Origin of the sequence: Bacteroides finegoldii DSM 17565, from assembly GCF_000156195.1 — a bacterium.
Lineage (GTDB): Bacteria > Bacteroidota > Bacteroidia > Bacteroidales > Bacteroidaceae > Bacteroides > Bacteroides finegoldii.
Map to the genome: position 1 here is coordinate 1 of NZ_GG688331.1, position 16797 is coordinate 16797.

Genomic DNA, 16797 nt, shown 5'->3' on the forward strand with positions numbered 1-16797 from the left:
GGTTATCCATCTCTGCTTCCAGCATTTGTTCATAAACACGAGTATGAAGCTCTTTCATGAAAGCAGTAACATCTTCGCCAGTCTTAAACTGGGACAGAAACTCTTTACTTAAAAATTCTTTAGGAATGTCCATAAAATCTGATTTTTACAAAGTTAATATATAAATAAAAAAACTACGAGAAAAATCCCGTAGTTTTCTATTTACACAATCAGATGGATAGTCCCAAAAAATAATGCGTGACACAGTTTATTTTATAGTGCCTGGAACGTGTTCGGTGTCCTTTCTTCAGCGTTTTTCTTTCTATATGAAAACATGGCTTTTCCCTCTTCATATATTTATTTCTCCTTGTTCATCAAAAACCAACCTTTTCACTGCCATTTATATACGGCAAATCTTTCGTCATCAAAGTTGCCAGTTTTTTCCACGAATGTCTTTATACTTGGAGCGGAAGTATATTTGGTCTGAATAATATCATCTACCAGACAGCTGTACAATCCCCTGATTTCTTTGAAAAGGAAACTTAGGAACATAAGGTTGATGTATTCAGGATTGTTGTATATGTATGTTTTATATGCCAGATATGATTTTGACTTCATATAGTCTGAAGCTCTGCTGCTGAGATTGGGCTTGCGAAGTTCTTCCTGCAATGCCTTTTCCAACTGTTCATATTCAGTGGAATCCGTTATGCTGTACCAATAGTGCTCCTCGGACTTAGTAGTCAAGGTCTATCCATGCAGTGACTTCCCAATAATCAGTCGCCATTCTTTCTTATGGAGTCTCTGCATTCCGGGGACATGGTACAGTAAAGGGAGTCCTTTTCCCAGTCCTTGAAAAGAACTTCAATGGAATCAATTTTTTCCTGTTTCAGTTCTTTGTATATGTCCGGCAATTTTTTATCAGAAATGGAGGTAATTTAGAAAACTCCATTTTCAATTCTGCAATTAACCCGTGGCCTGGCTATGATAGAGTCATTGAATACAAAAGCAATTTGCCTGCCTGTTGCTCTTTCTGTTTCTTTCGCCCATTTATTCATTTTGTATTTACTGATTTGCCCGCTAATTGTATATTTCTCCGAATAGTCTGTCTCCAGTCTAAGGAAAATGAAATCTTTAGTTGTCACGATAGATTCCTTGGAGATACTGTCTGTTTGTTCGGATAAAATGTGGTACCAACCGTTTTCCCGATATCTATTCCGGCTGGTTAGGGAGTATGGCAAGAAAGAAAAACAGACCAGTATTCCCAAATATTTTTTGCTTTATTCATAGTAACAACTTTGTAGAATCCGACTTATCACATTTTTATTTTTTTAGAAAAGGTATAAAGTGAATACGAATATAAATCTTTCCTTTCTACCCCCAAAAGTATATTTACTGTTTATTATTTCTGTAAAAGAGATCATAAATTCCTTTTATCCGTTTTTGAGGTATGAAAAATTGCCGTTTTATAGAAGATGTTATATACTTTTGCGGAAATTTCATGATAAATAAAGTAACAGTGTTTTTATGTACTGTTTGCAGGACATTAATCAAATTTTTTTAAATTTACAAATGTGATGAAAAAAGTTTTTTTTACTGTTTTTTTAGCGTTGTGTTGTACGATGGGCTTTGCACAACTGTCTTTTAATGTAAAGGCCGGCCTTAATCTTAGCAGTTACATTGGCGACAATTCTGACCATTCCAAATTCAAACCGGGGGCACGTGTCGGAGTGGGAATGGAATATCAGTTTACCGATCTGGTTTCCTTGCAGCCTTCGCTGTTCTTTTCGCAAAAAGGTGCGAAATATTCAGAAGGATATGACGGAAGCATCATAGATGCCGATGCTGATGTAAAAATCAACCAGCTCTACCTGGAATTGCCCATCAATGTACAGTTCCGTTTTAATATTGCGGATAACACTAATCTTGTCATAGCGACAGGTCCGTATCTGGCTTGCGGAGTGGGTGGAAAAACTAAGTTTGATGGCGGGGCATCCGTTGGCAGTATCAATATCACCGGTGATGATAAGATTGACACATTCGGTAATGACGGATTGGACTATAATCGGTTTGATGCAGGATGGAATATCGGACTTGGTGTGGAATTCGGGCGCATTCTGGTAGGTCTTGATACCCAACTTGGTTTTTGCAAAGTGATGGACGGAAGTGCTCCCCATAATGCTAATATTGGTATTACTTTAGGATATAAATTCTAGCCTGTTCAAATCGGGCAGTTGATAGCTAGCATGTTTCTTTCTGTTTTTTCTATCTTAGAATTGAAACATTGATTTATATTCTATATTATAACTTCCAAATAATCATTTAGTATGAAAAAAATATTCGTTTTATTTATCGTTTTCTTTCTGACGTTAAGCTGCTCATATGCCCAGAAAGGGAAGCAAGCTATAGGTTTCGGACTCAGCTATGGGACAGAGATTGAAAGTATAGGATTGGGGATCAAATATCAGTATAATATAACTAATCCTATTCGTATAGAACCATCTTTGAACTATTTCTTTGAGAATGACAACGTAAGCATGTTGGATGTGAATGTGAATTTTCATTATCTGTTTGCAGTGTCCGGGAGCGTTAAACTTTATCCTTTATTTGGTTTGACTTTATCTAACTGGATGTTTGATGGGTATGATTTGGACCTTGATTGGGATGGCGACCATCTTCATTTTGATGATGGAGGGAACCATAATGAGTGTCGGTTTGGTGTAAATTTGGGTGCAGGAGCTGAACTTACTTTACCTCGTAACTGGGCCATGAATTTTGAATTTAGATATCAACTGGTAAGTAATTTTGATCAAGGGGTCATAAACATTGGAGCAGCATACAGATTTTAAGGAACAGTTCGAAAATTGGACTCATTATTGACGAAAGAGGGGGTAAGCATGATGATTTATGTCTGCCCGCTCTTTTTTTATGCATTTATGATAACCGTATATCAAAAAGAGTAATCAATTTCTATTCTTGACTATCCTTATGGCATTTATAATCATATTTCACTTATTTATAAATAGTTTAAATCTGCTGTATTCATATATAAATATAATATGTAAATTAATAATTGCATGTTTCCAAAAATATTAGCGAACCTAAAATTTAACATATATTGTATTGTTTGTTTTTATATAATATGTATATTTGTGCCGTTAAACCTAAAAATATAATACATATATGAAAAACGAGTATCTAATAAGTTCAGCTGTTAATATGTTGAAAATCTGCAAACTTCCTTTTGGAACTTCTTGTAATAACGTCTGTAAATATAACTATCCGTTATTTGTCTAAAACCTTTCTAATTTTTAAATTATTATTTAATGAAAACAAATCTGAATCGCAAGGGCTTTTGCCTGCTTTTTAGCTTGTTCTTGTTGGCTGGTGGTGGGGGCTTGTATGCATCCGACTATCATTCTATGAGCCAAGTGCAAGACAATGTAATCAGTGTTTCCGGTACCGTAAAGGATACCAAAGGAGAACCGCTGATTGGTGTAAGTGTATTGGTAAAGGGTACTACCAACGGTACTGTGACTGACCTAGATGGGAAATTCACATTAAAAGTTTCCGCTGGGGATATTCTTGAGTTTTCTTATATCGGCTATGCTTCACAGTCGGTGACGGTAACTAATGCTAATTCCCTGAATATCACATTAAGTGAAGATACTCAGGCTTTGGATGAGGTGGTTGTTACTGCATTGGGTATTAAAAGAGCAGAAAAGGCTTTAAGTTACAACGTGCAGCAGGTAAAATCAGAAGAACTGGTACGTACTAAAGATGCCAACTTTGTCAATTCTCTTAATGGTAAGATTGCCGGTGTTACTATTAATAAAAGTGCCGGTGGTGCCGGTGGTTCTACGCGTGTAGTAATGCGTGGCGCCAAATCAATCGAAGGTGACAACAGTGCATTGTATGTAGTAGACGGTATACCTTTGTTCAATACGACTTTGGGTACTGGCAATGATGTATTGGGTGAGGGTAGAGCTACTACCGAAGGCATCGCTGACTTTAACCCGGAAGATATAGAGAGTATTTCTGTACTGAGTGGTCCATCAGCTGCTGCATTGTATGGTAGTAGTGCAGCGAATGGAGTTATCCTGATTACTACTAAAAAAGGTAAAGAAGGAAAATTTTCAATCTCTTTCTCCTCTTCTTCCGAGTTCAGCAAAGCTTATATGACCCCCGAGTTCCAGACAACTTATCGGAACAAGAGCGGAATATATGAAAGTTGGGGTGATCTGATGACTACACCTACTTCGTATGATCCTAAGGATGATTTCTTCAATACTGGTACCAATTTTATAAATTCATTGACTTTGACTACCGGTAACAAAAACAATCAGACTTTTGCTTCTATTTCTTCTACGAATTCAAAAGGCATTGTGCCAAACAATGAATATGACAGATTAAACTTCACTATTCGCAATACGTCTACATTCCTCAATGATAAATTACAGTTGGATTTAGGTGCATCTTACGTGAAGCAGACAGACCAAAATATGGTTTCACAAGGACAATATTGGAATCCTGTTATGGCAGCCTATTTGTTCCCGCGTGGGGAAAGTTGGGATGCTATCAGAATTTTTGAACGTGAAAATTCGGCACGTAACATTTCAGAGCAATATTGGCCTATAAGTGAAGGTACTTATGCTTCGCAGAATCCATATTGGACAGCCTACCGTAATGTTGCTCCTAGCGAAAAAAGCCGTTATATGTTCAATGTAGGTCTGACTTATAAAATTTTCGATTGGTTGAATGTTGCTGCCCGTTATCGTATGGATGATTCATACATTGATTTTGAGCGGAAAATATATGCCTCTTCTTATGATGTATTCACTGAAGGTTCCCAAAAAGGCCTTTATGAATACAACCATTATAAAGACCGCCAGGAATATGCGGATTTCATGGTGAATATCAACAAACAAATCAAAGATTTCAGCCTTTCTGCCAATTTAGGTTACAGTTATTCCAATTACTGGGCAGAATTGAGCGGTTATAGAGGTCCGTTGGCATTAATCCCCAATAAATTTACAGCAGGAAACATCAATGCTAGCAAAGCGCGTGTCATTGAAGGTGAAGGTGACAGCCGTGTCCGCAATAATGCGCTTTTCGCCAACCTGGAACTTGGCTACAAGAGTATGTTGTATTTGACTTTGACTGGACGTAATGACTGGAATTCCCGTTTGGTGAATACAGACGAAGAATCATTCTTCTATCCTTCAGTCGGCCTTTCTGCCATTGTTACCGAAATGTTTGATTTACCCGATTTCATTTCATATTTGAAAGTTCGCGGTTCTTATACAGAGGTTGGTTCACCGGTTTCCAGATCAGGTCTGACTCCGGGTACTGTAACTGTACCTATTGAAGGAGGGGCGCTTAAAGAAGACATGATTTATCCTTTTACAGATTTCAAGGCAGAACGTACCCGTTCTTATGAATTTGGTTTAAGTCTTCGTTTATGGAATAAGTTGAGTGCGGAAGTTACTTATTATAAGTCTAACACTTACAATCAGACTTTCTTGGGTGATCTGCCCGAGTCTACCGGTTACAAACAGATTTATTTGCAAGCAGGTAATGTTCAGAACCGTGGCTGGGAAGCTTCTTTGGGGTATAATGACAAATTCGGTGATTTCAGTCTTTCTTCCAGTCTGACTTTCTCGCGTAATATTAATGAAATCAAAGAAATGGTCGAAAACTTCCATACAGACATTACTTCAGAGCCAATCAACATACCGGAAGTAAGAAAAGATAATGGACGTACTTTATTGAAAGTAGGTGGCAGTATACACGACATTTATGCAGATCGATTCTTTAAGAAAGACAGTCAGGGGTTTGTTGAAATCAAGGAAGACGGTTCTTATGGAATGGAAAATACGGACCCTGTTTATTTAGGTCAGGTTGCACCCAAATTCAATATGGGATGGAACAACTCATTTTCTTACAAAGGTTTCGGATTGAGCTTCCTGATCAACGGACGTTTCGGAGGTGTAGTAACTTCTTCTACAGAGGCTATTCTTGACCGCTTCGGTGTTTCTAAAGCTTCTGGTGAAGCTCGTGATTTAGGTGGTGCTTTATTGCCTGGACAAGGGCGTGTAGATGCAGAAAAGTATTACAAAATGATTGGAACCGGAGATTATCATACTTCAGGTTATTATGTATACAGTGCAACCAATATTCGTCTGCAGGAACTGACGTTGAGCTATACATTCCCCAACTCATGGTTTAAGAATGTGTTGAAAGATGTAACAGTTTCATTCACAGCAAACAATCCGTGGATGCTTTATTGCGAAGCTCCTTTCGATCCGGAGTTGACTCCGTCTATAGGAACTTATGGTCAAGGTAACGATTACTTTATGCAACCAAGTGTCAGAAGTTTCGGCTTTGGTATTAAATTAAAATTATAATGCAACAATGAAAAAGATAAATCAATATAAGCTTTTGGTAGCTTTTTGCATATTGCCTTGTTGGGCATCTTGCGATTATGAGGAGGTTAACACCAATCCCTATGAAGTGACTGATGAGGAGGCGAACCGGGATGGTGTGGCTGTTGGTGGTTCTATTATGAGCCTTGCCAGACAAGTTTTTCCGGTGGGTACCCCTGCAAATAAAACAGATATCATTAACGAATATCAGACATCATTTAATGTTTCTGCAGATGTCTGGAGCGGATATTTTAGCCAGAACAACAATTGGTATAGCGGAAGTAACCATCTGACCTACTATTTACAGGATGATTGGACATCGTCTACCTATACCAGTACTTATACCAAGGCATATGCTTCCTGGAAAAAAATAAAAGAAAATGCAGAAGAAACGGGAAATATGGCAAATTATGCTTTAGCACAAATTTTGAAAATATCCTGCTGGCACAAGGCGCTTGAGACATTCGGTCCGATCCCTTATACATATGCAGGCGAAGGCTTGCTTGTTGTGCCGTATGACACTGAACAAGAAGTGTATACTGCCATGTTCAATGATTTGAAAAGCGCTATAACTGAGTTGACTTCACTGGCAAATTCAGGTGCCAAAGTGATGGAAGATTTTGACCTGGTGTACGCAGGAGATCCGGTTAAGTGGGTAAAGTATGCCAATTCACTGATGTTGCGTCTGGCTATGCGTTTGAAATATTGTGCTCCCGATATGGCCAAACAATGGGCGCATGAAGCCTTGAATCATAGCGTAGGAGTGATGACCGCGAAAGATGATGAGGCTAAAATCAGTCCGAATGCCAATTATGCGTTTGACAATAATATTGCTTATTTGGCAAGCAACTATCAGGAGTGCCGTATGGGTACAAGTATGTATGCTTATCTGCAAGGCTATAAAGATCCGCGCATGAGCAAATATTTTACAAGTATCAAACAGGAGAATTCACTGCCGGGATTTGATGACAATTGGTATGCCCCTGTGCCTCCCGGACATACTATGGGTAAGGGAGAATACACCGATTGCTCTCAGCCTAATATGACGGGAAGCACACCGACTTATTGGATGCGTGCATCGGAAATGTATTTCTTACGCGCTGAAGCCGCTTTGGAATGGCCAGAGTTTGGTGATGCCGAAGCACTATATAAACAAGGCATTCAGATGTCGTTTGACGAAAACGGAGTCTCTACAAGTGTAGATTCTTATATAACAGGAGCAGGCGCACCTGTATTTGTACGGGTTCAATCTCCTAAGAATAGTTATTTGGCTTCAGAACCTACTACAGCTACTCCAGCTTTTGAAGGAAGCCAGGAAGAAAAACTGGAAAAGATCATGATTCAAAAATGGATTGCACTTTATCCCAACGGGCAGGAAGCATGGACTGAGTGGAGAAGGACAGGATATCCTAAGTTGCATCAAGTGCAGGAGAACAGAGGTTCTGCAAATGGTATAACCAAAGATAAAGGCATTCGCCGTATGGTTTATCCGATAAGTTTCTCCCAATCTGCAGAAGATAGAGCCAACTATGAAGATGCTATAAGTAAATTGAAAGATAAAACAGATAAGGCAACCTCCAGATTGTGGTGGGATTGCAGATAAATAATTTAAAAATGTGTATTATGAAAGTACTGAAAAAACTATTATATGCGATTCCCATAGCGGGAATAATATTTGCATCTTGTACGGATGTAGAGAAAATGGAAATTGAACATATTGGCGGTTTCAATACAATGAACAATGAAGAGAGTGAAGCTTATTATGCCGAACTCCGGGCATATAAGGAAACAGCCAGAAACTATGGCCGTCCTGTGGCTTTCGGATGGTTTTCCAACTGGGCACCATCCGGTGTGATAAGGAAGGGGTATTTGACTTCTGTTCCCGACAGTATGGATATCATATCCATGTGGAGTGGTGCTCCGGGAAGATATGAAATTACGGAAGCACAGAAAAAGGATAAAGAGTTTGTTCAGAAAGTAAAAGGCATTAAATTGCTGGAAGTAAGTCTGCTTTCTCATTTGGGTAAAGGAAGGACTCCCGACTGGGTCTATGAAGAAGTGGAGAAGCAGGCCGAAGAAGAAGGGTGGAATGAGAGTAAACTGAACGAAGAAAGAAAAAAAGCACGTTGGAAGTTTTGGGGGTATACCTCCGGAAATCCTGAAGGTGCCGACATGAAAGAGGCATTGGCCAAATACGCTAAAGCGCTTTGCGATTCTTTGTTTGTAAGTGAATGGGACGGTTTTGATATTGACTGGGAACCGACCGGCGGATTTAATGATGCAGATAATACATTGACGTATAGAGGTTATAATGGGTATTCTAACATGGAGTTTCTAATAAAAGAAATGGGTAATTACATCGGTCCGAAAAGCGACCCGGAGGGAAAGGGACATAAATTATTGGTTATTGATGGATATATCAATCATTTTGGTCCTGAGCTTGATGAATATATAGATTATTGGATTACACAGTCATATGGAAATTCCAGCCCAAATTATAGGCCACAGAGTGGTAATTTGAAAAAGTTGATTATTACAGAAAACTTTGAGTCTAGCGCAACAAGTGGTGGGCAGTTGTTGAACCAAGCCCGGTGGATGCCTGAAAACGGCACTACTTACAAAGGTGGGGTAGGAGCTTATCGTTTTGACAATGATTATGGTAATACTCCGGATTATAAGTGGATGCGTCAGGCAATACAAATTAACCAGCAGGTATTCAATGAATGGAAAGCCGCTCAGAACGGGGAAAATACAGAAGGAGAATAACCACTGAAGTAAAAAATTAGATTAAAGATTATCATGAATAAGATTCGATTAAAATACATAGCAGGTTTTGTCATTGGAGCATTGCTTTTCGGTTGCAATGACAGTGAAAGTGACTTGCTGGAAACCAAAGTATACTTTGAAGAAAACAGTGTTACTATTAAAGCCTCGGGTGATGATGTCATTACCCATGATTTGCAGGCGAGACTTTCTTTCAAAAGTTCCTCGCCGACAGAGGTAACTTATGAAATAGGAGGAGCAAGTGCGGTAGAGGCTTTCAATGTCGCACATGGTACAACTTATGAACTGCTCGACCCTTCTCAGGCAAGTCTGGAAGTTACATCGGCCACTATTGAAGCCGGAAAGATATACGCTCCGCAAACCACTGTAAAACTCAGTGGTATGGCAGATATTGCTGAAGGAAAAACTTATCTGTTGCCTGTATGTGTGCGGTCATCTTCTTTGCCTGTCATCGAAGGTTCGGATTTCACTTATCTCGTCATCAGCAAACCGGTAGAAATACGGACTGTAGGTCAGTTCTCCAGCAATTATATCAAGATACCGGTAAGTCCGCTTAGTCCGTTCACATCGGTTACTTATGAAGCTTTGATCTATTTAAATCGTTTTAATTCTAATAACACGATTATGGGAACGGAAGGTATTCTGATCCTCCGTATAGGTGACGAAGCTTTACCAGGCGGACACAATGACTGGATGCAAATTGCCGGAAATAAGCAATTCCATTCTGAACAGGAATTTAAAACCGGTCAATGGTATCATGTTGCATTTACTTATGATCAACCTTCGGGAAAGGCTATACTCTATATTAATGGAGAAAAAGCCTCTGAAAGCAGTTGGGATACTCCAAGTTTCGATTTGTCAAACGGCGGATGTTTTGTTGGAAAAGTAAAAGGCTTTATGTGGGGAGAACGTCCTTTCAATGGATATATGAGTGAAGTCAGATTATGGAGTGTGGCTCGTACGGAAAATCAGATTAAACAAAATATGCTTTCTGTAGATCCCGCATCAGACGGTTTGTTTGCTTATTACAAACTGAATGGAAAAGATTTGACTCAAGAAGGTGGTGTTCCTTACATTAAAGATGCTTCCGGTAATGGAAAGAATGGAGAAACTGATGTCCGTTTCAAAGAATTGGATGAACCGGTTGCTATTAATTGACATCGTACTTCTCTTTGAATATTTTAAGTAATAACACTGTACATTGAGTGTAACTAAGAAAATACGGGATTCAAAAGGAGAGTTCCGTATTTTTTAATATTTTTATTTCTTAAATTTTGTATTGTAATGATAGCTAACAATGAAGAAGTGGAGACTGTTGATCATTTTTCCATGTTATTCAAAAACAATTATTCCAGAGTAAAATATTTTGCTTATGTCTTGCTGAAATCCGAACCTGATGCAGAGGATGTCGCCCAGGAGGTTTTTGCCAGACTTTGGGAAAGACAGAATATTTGGTTGGACAATGAAAGGGAGTTTGACTCATATCTTTTGATTATGACAAGGAATATCGCGTTGAACATATACAAGCATGAGCAGGTCAGACAGGAATACATGGAATATCATATGGTGAAATCAGTTTCCTCACAAATAGACTATGATTTTTTCGAAAGATTTCATTATCGAGAAATACTTGGGATTATCTATTCTGCATTGGCTGCAATTCCCGATCGCAGAAGAAGAGTATTTGAACTCAGTCGTTTTCATGGAAAAAGCCATAAGGAGATAGCTGTCATAATGGGAATCTCTGTTCATACCGTAGAAAGACAAATATATTTAACGCTAACCGAATTAAGAAAGACTATAACGGCATTTGCTTGATTGGAAACAACTATAATATAATACGTATATGATTGCATTGAATCTGAACTGCAATCAGCGATCTATAACATACTTCAGTTAAGGCATTCGGCATACATGTTAAAACCTTAAAAACTAATTGGGCGTCATCTCGTTTTAGTTGTTTGGAAGTAACTGTAAAAACAGTCCTGTATTCTCCAACTCCATTTTTCACCCACTGAATCTTTTGTTTGTTGATATCATAAAAAGGATCGGAAAGTTGTTTATGGTTGATAAGACCCTGATGAATTGCACTCTTGAAACCTAATGCTAGTAACCACAACTCCGTTCCTGTCTGAAAATTTCCAACCTATATTTTTGTGCATGTTATTTGAGCATTTTTTCGATTAAATTAATTATCATAGTGGAGAACATCAGGTATTAACGGTTTCAAAGATCTTACTTTTTAACAATATCTTACCATCTCTTCTGCTTGTTGCAATGTTTAGTTTTCTTGTTTTCAATCATATATTTTTCCTGTTGCAATATAAATACCTTGTATTATACAATAAATTTTTGTAACTTTAGTTTCTGAAAATATAGTGGAAATCGCTTGTAACATGAAATCCGCCAATATCCCCATCGAGTCCATCATGCAGTTTACCAAACTCTCCAGAGAGGAATTTGAAAAATTATAATGCCTGGATAGACTTTTACTCCAGTCGACAATTTAGCTTGCTTCTGATTTATGCGTACTATCAAATAAATGTTAATTGGCCTCTTACTTTTAGGTTGGCATAGATTAAAACTAGCTTTTACAATTTCATTAATGAATACCTGTCCTGCCATAGCCTTGTTCTTTGAATTGGTTCTTTAATTTGGTTCTTAAATTCCGTTCTTTGAGGACTGAATATGAGACAATATGTACTCTATAAACAAACTGACAAGCCTCTTAGGAATACCCAAACAAATATTAGGTAGTTTGGGACAAATCACGTAAATTTGTGCCTCGAATTAGAAATAACAGTATAAATCACTATAAATAAAAACTTTATCACTATGGAGTACAATTTCAGAGAAATTGAAAAGAAGTGGCAGAAAAGGTGGGTGGAAGAGAAAACCTACCAAGTTACGGAAGATGATTCGAAACAAAAATTTTATGTACTAAATATGTTTCCTTATCCATCAGGAGCCGGACTACACGTAGGACATCCGTTGGGATACATTGCTTCGGATATTTATGCCCGTTACAAACGACTGCAAGGCTTCAATGTACTCAACCCGATGGGATATGACGCATACGGTCTACCCGCAGAACAATATGCCATCCAGACCGGACAACATCCCGCTATCACTACTGTCAACAATATCAATCGCTACCGCGAACAGTTGGACAAGATCGGTTTCTCTTTTGACTGGAGCCGTGAAATCCGTACCTGCGATCCGGAATATTATCATTGGACACAATGGGCTTTCCAAAAAATGTTTAATAGCTACTATTGCAACGATGAACAAAAAGCACGTCCAATCGAAGAACTGGAGAAAGCTTTTGCAAGTCAAGGAACTGCAGGATTGAACGCTGCTTGCAGCGAAGAACTTAGCTTTACCGCTGAAGAATGGAATGCCAAGAGTGAAAAGGAACAGCAGGAAATCCTGATGAACTATCGCATTGCTTATTTGGGTGAAACGATGGTAAACTGGTGTGCCGAGCTAGGAACCGTATTGGCTAACGATGAAGTAGTAGACGGAGTCAGCGAACGTGGCGGTTATCCTGTCATTCAGAAAAAGATGCGCCAATGGTGTCTGCGTGTATCCGCATACGCACAACGCCTGCTGGACGGGTTGGACACTATCGACTGGACTGATTCACTGAAAGAAACTCAAAAGAACTGGATAGGCCGTTCGGAAGGCGCTGAAATACAATTCAAAGTAAAAGACAGCGATCTTGAATTTACTATCTTTACTACCCGTGCAGATACGATGTTCGGCGTTACCTTTATGGTATTGGCTCCGGAAAGCGAACTGGTAGCACAAGTCACTACTCCCGAACAGAAAGCAGAAGTAGATGCCTACCTCGACCGCACCAAGAAACGTACGGAGCGCGAACGTATCGCCGACCGTAGCGTTACCGGTGTATTCAGTGGAGCATATGCCATCAATCCGTTTACCGGTGAAGCAGTACCTATTTGGATCAGTGATTACGTATTGGCAGGATATGGAACAGGAGCCATCATGGCTGTACCTGCTCACGATAGCCGCGACTATGCTTTTGCCAAACATTTCGGATTGGAAATCCGTCCGTTGGTAGAAGGTTGTGACGTTAGCGAAGAAAGTTTCGATGCAAAAGAAGGTATCGTTTGCAACTCTCCGCGTCCGGACGTAACCCCTTACTGTGACCTTTCTTTGAACGGATTGACTATCAAGGAAGCCATTGCAACAACCAAGAAATATGTGAAAGATCATAACTTGGGACGTGTGAAAGTGAACTATCGTTTGCGTGACGCTATCTTCTCACGCCAGCGTTATTGGGGAGAACCGTTCCCTGTCTATTATAAAGACGGAATGCCCTATATGATTGACGAAAGCTGTCTGCCATTGGAGCTTCCGGAAGTAGCTAAATTCCTGCCTACCGAAACAGGCGAACCTCCATTGGGGCACGCTACCAAATGGGCGTGGGATACTGTAAACAAATGTATCACAGAAAACGAGAAGATTGACAATGTTACCATTTTTCCGTTAGAATTGAATACAATGCCCGGATTTGCAGGTTCTTCCGCTTACTATCTCCGCTATATGGATCCACGTAACCACAAAGCATTGGTTGACCCGAAAACAGACCAGTACTGGAAGAACGTAGACCTTTACGTAGGTGGTACCGAACATGCTACCGGACATTTGATTTACTCTCGTTTCTGGAATAAATTCCTGCATGATATAAACATTTCCGCTGTAGAAGAACCGTTCCTGAAATTAGTAAATCAAGGCATGATTCAAGGACGAAGCAACTTTGTATACCGTATCAAAGACACCAATACATTTGTTTCTCTGAATCTGAAAGATCAATATGACGTCACTCCGATCCATGTCGATGTAAATATCGTATCCAACGACATTCTCGATCTGGATGCATTCAAGGCATGGCGTCCTGAATATGCAACGGCAGAGTTTATTTTGGAAGACGGAAAATACATTTGCGGATGGGCAGTTGAAAAGATGAGCAAATCCATGTTCAATGTAGTCAATCCAGATATGATTGTAGACAAATACGGTGCGGATACACTTCGTATGTATGAAATGTTCTTAGGTCCGGTGGAACAATCCAAACCTTGGGATACCAACGGAATAGACGGGGTACATCGCTTTATCCGTAAATTCTGGTCATTGTTCTACAGTCGTACAGACGAATATCTGGTAAAGGATGAACCTGCAACGAAAGAGGAACTGAAGAGTTTGCACAAACTGATTAAGAAAGTAACGGGAGACATTGAACAGTTCTCTTACAATACTTCTATCAGTGCATTCATGATTTGTATAAATGAACTTTTCAATCTGAAATGCAGCAAGAAAGAAATATTAGAACAGCTTGTTGTCGTTCTTGCTCCTTTTGCTCCCCACGTTTGCGAGGAGTTGTGGGATGTACTCGGACACAAAACTTCCGTATGTGATGCCGAATGGCCTACATACAACGAAGAATATCTGAAAGAGGACACAATCAACTATACCATCTCTTTCAACGGAAAGGCACGTTTCAATATGGAATTTGCAGCAGATGAAACATCGGACGCTATTCAGGCGGCTGTATTGGCTGACGAACGTTCGCAAAAATGGATCGAAGGCAAGACACCGAAAAAGATTATCGTTGTTCCGAAGAAGATTGTAAACGTCGTACTTTAATTTGTCTCACCACAGATTACACAAATTTACACAGATGAATTACGAATAAATCTGTGATAATCTGCGGTAATCTGTGGTGAAACTATCATATAAATCTACTTTTATGTATAAACTGGAAAAGGCGGAATTAATGAGGGAAGTGAAAGATTATATCTACATTACTCTCGGATTGATAAGTTATTCTTTGGGATGGGCGGCATTCTTACTACCCTACCAGATAACGACCGGTGGAACTACCGGTATCGGAGCTATTATTTATTATGCGACCGGATTTCCGATCCAATGGTCATATTTTATTATCAATGCAGTTTTGATGACATTTGCCATCCGTATGCTAGGTCCCCGATTCAGTATAAAAACTACGTACGCCATCTTTATGCTGACATTCCTGCTTTGGCTTTTCCAATTAATAGTCAACAATTATATAGTGGCACCGGATATGACACCGGACGGCAAACCGTTATTGCTTGGACCCGGACAAGATTTCATGGCTTGTATTATCGGAGCAGCCATGTGCGGTGTGGGCTTGGGCATCACTTTCAATTATAACGGAAGTACCGGTGGAACGGATATCATTGCAGCCATCGTCAACAAATACAAAGATGTATCACTCGGAAGAATGATCATGATCTGTGACGTAGTTATCATCAGTTCCTGCTACTTTATATTCCATGACTGGCGTCGTGTTATCTTTGGTTTTGTCACACTGTTCATTATTGGTGTCGTATTAGACTGGATTATCAACAGTGCCCGTCAATCGGTTCAATTTCTTATCTTCTCAAAGAAATACGATGAAATAGCCGACCATATCATAAAAGATACCAATCGTGGAGTAACGGTGCTCGACGGTACCGGATGGTATAGCAAAGGCAATGTAAAAGTATTGGTGGTACTCGCCAAAAAACGCCAGTCATTAGACATCTTCCGCATGGTGAAACGTATCGACCCGAATGCATTTATCTCACAAAGTTCCGTTATCGGAGTATACGGAGAAGGATTCGACAAGTTGAAATAATCAGTTGATTGTTATTGAATAACTCTATTGAAATAAAAAAGAATGATGAAACGCAAACTTGTATTTGCCACTAACAATGCCCATAAACTGGAAGAAGTAGCCGCTATTTTGGGAGACCAAATAGAATTGTTAAGCCTGAATGATATCGATTGCCACACAGATATTCCCGAAACAGCCGATACATTGGAAGGAAATGCGTTGCTGAAATCTTCCTTTATCTACAACAACTACGGTTTGAACTGCTTTGCGGACGACACCGGTCTGGAAGTGGAAGCATTGGATGGAGCTCCTGGAGTCTATTCCGCACGTTATGCAGGCGGAGAAGGACATGACGCGCAAGCCAATATGCTTAAACTGCTCCACGAGTTAGAAGGAAAGGAAAATCGCAAAGCACAGTTCCGTACTGCTATCTCGTTGATATTGGACGGTAAGAATTATCTTTTCGAAGGAATAATAAAAGGCGAGATAATCAAAGAGAAACGGGGTGAATCAGGCTTTGGCTATGACCCTGTCTTTCAACCGGAAGGTTATGACAAGACTTTTGCCGAACTAGGAAATGATATAAAAAACAAAATCAGTCACCGTGCATTAGCCATACAAAAGCTCTGTGAGTTCTTACAACGCTAATAATCCATATTCCAACAGTATATAAAGCACAATAATTCACTCTGCTTGCTCATTAGTTATATACTTCATACATCACGAAAAAGAAGTTTATAGGGATATTCCTAAAATAATAAAATTTAAGGCAACTACTTCATTGCGAATTAGTTGCCTTTTTTGTATCTTTAAGCATTCCCCCCAAAAAACGGTTTGACAGCCAAAACGGGGGGAATCTAAAATAAAAACACATGGTAAAGATACAAAAAATCTCAGAAATCGACCTTGTTTAGGTTTTACCGAGTTCGATATGCTTAAAAAATATCG

12 protein-coding genes and 2 pseudogenes are annotated in these 16797 nt (G+C 39.4%); 11 read left to right on the top strand and 3 right to left on the bottom strand.

Annotation, left to right across the window (positions count from 1 at the left end; genetic code table 11):
* Positions 1–133: pseudogene (locus tag BACFIN_RS23995) on the bottom strand (IS256 family transposase); the annotation flags it as partial.
* A gap of 236 nt (positions 134–369) precedes the next feature.
* Positions 370–723: a hypothetical protein gene (locus BACFIN_RS23440; protein WP_007756830.1), complete on the bottom strand. Its 354-nt coding sequence runs from the start codon at positions 721–723 to the stop codon at positions 370–372.
* An 830-nt stretch (positions 724–1553) separates the two neighbouring features.
* On the opposite strand from BACFIN_RS23440, the gene BACFIN_RS03885 reads away from it, so the two are divergent.
* The 7 genes from BACFIN_RS03885 (at position 1554) to BACFIN_RS03855 (ending at position 11003) form a co-directional block, all read left to right on the top strand.
* Positions 1554–2192 (top strand): porin family protein, encoded by a 639-nt coding sequence (locus BACFIN_RS03885; protein WP_007756837.1) that lies wholly within the window; start codon positions 1554–1556, stop codon positions 2190–2192.
* A 111-nt stretch (positions 2193–2303) separates the two neighbouring features.
* Positions 2304–2825 carry an outer membrane beta-barrel protein gene (locus BACFIN_RS03880; RefSeq protein ID WP_007756839.1) on the top strand — a complete coding sequence of 174 codons (522 nt, stop codon included), beginning with the start codon at positions 2304–2306 and terminating at the stop codon, positions 2823–2825.
* A gap of 477 nt (positions 2826–3302) precedes the next feature.
* Complete coding sequence (locus BACFIN_RS03875; RefSeq protein WP_007756840.1) at positions 3303–6383, top strand: SusC/RagA family TonB-linked outer membrane protein; 3081 nt, start codon at positions 3303–3305, stop codon at positions 6381–6383.
* 7 nt (positions 6384–6390) lie between these two features.
* A complete protein-coding gene (locus BACFIN_RS03870; protein WP_007756842.1) occupies positions 6391–8004 on the top strand; it encodes a SusD/RagB family nutrient-binding outer membrane lipoprotein in 1614 nt (537 codons plus the stop codon).
* A 20-nt stretch (positions 8005–8024) separates the two neighbouring features.
* Positions 8025–9167 (top strand): glycoside hydrolase family 18, encoded by a 1143-nt coding sequence (locus BACFIN_RS03865; protein WP_032839872.1) that lies wholly within the window; start codon positions 8025–8027, stop codon positions 9165–9167.
* Positions 9168–9200: 33 nt separating this feature from the next.
* Entirely contained in the window at positions 9201–10343 is a 1143-nt protein-coding gene (locus BACFIN_RS03860; RefSeq protein WP_007756844.1) for a DUF1735 and LamG domain-containing protein, read from the top strand.
* A 126-nt stretch (positions 10344–10469) separates the two neighbouring features.
* Positions 10470–11003, top strand: coding sequence for an RNA polymerase sigma-70 factor (locus BACFIN_RS03855; RefSeq protein ID WP_007756846.1), 534 nt, complete (start codon positions 10470–10472; stop codon positions 11001–11003).
* Positions 11004–11013: 10 nt separating this feature from the next.
* Here the strand turns inward: BACFIN_RS03855 and BACFIN_RS23900 are convergent, their stop codons facing one another.
* The gene (locus tag BACFIN_RS23900) at positions 11014–11304 is read right to left on the bottom strand and encodes a glycosyl hydrolase 2 galactose-binding domain-containing protein (RefSeq protein ID WP_007756848.1); all 291 of its coding nucleotides are present in this window, start codon (positions 11302–11304) and stop codon (positions 11014–11016) included.
* A gap of 716 nt (positions 11305–12020) precedes the next feature.
* On the opposite strand from BACFIN_RS23900, the gene leuS reads away from it, so the two are divergent.
* From leuS to BACFIN_RS23905, 4 genes and pseudogenes are all read left to right on the top strand, one after another.
* Positions 12021–14855: a leucine--tRNA ligase gene (leuS, locus tag BACFIN_RS03840; protein ID WP_007756853.1), complete on the top strand. Its 2835-nt coding sequence runs from the start codon at positions 12021–12023 to the stop codon at positions 14853–14855.
* Positions 14856–14958: 103 nt separating this feature from the next.
* On the top strand, positions 14959–15870 hold the full coding sequence (locus tag BACFIN_RS03835; RefSeq protein WP_007756864.1) for a YitT family protein: 912 nt from the start codon (positions 14959–14961) through the stop codon (positions 15868–15870).
* A 45-nt stretch (positions 15871–15915) separates the two neighbouring features.
* Positions 15916–16497, top strand: coding sequence for a non-canonical purine NTP diphosphatase (locus BACFIN_RS03830; RefSeq protein WP_032839880.1), 582 nt, complete (start codon positions 15916–15918; stop codon positions 16495–16497).
* A 224-nt stretch (positions 16498–16721) separates the two neighbouring features.
* Positions 16722–16797, top strand: a pseudogene (locus BACFIN_RS23905) (transposase); the annotation flags it as partial.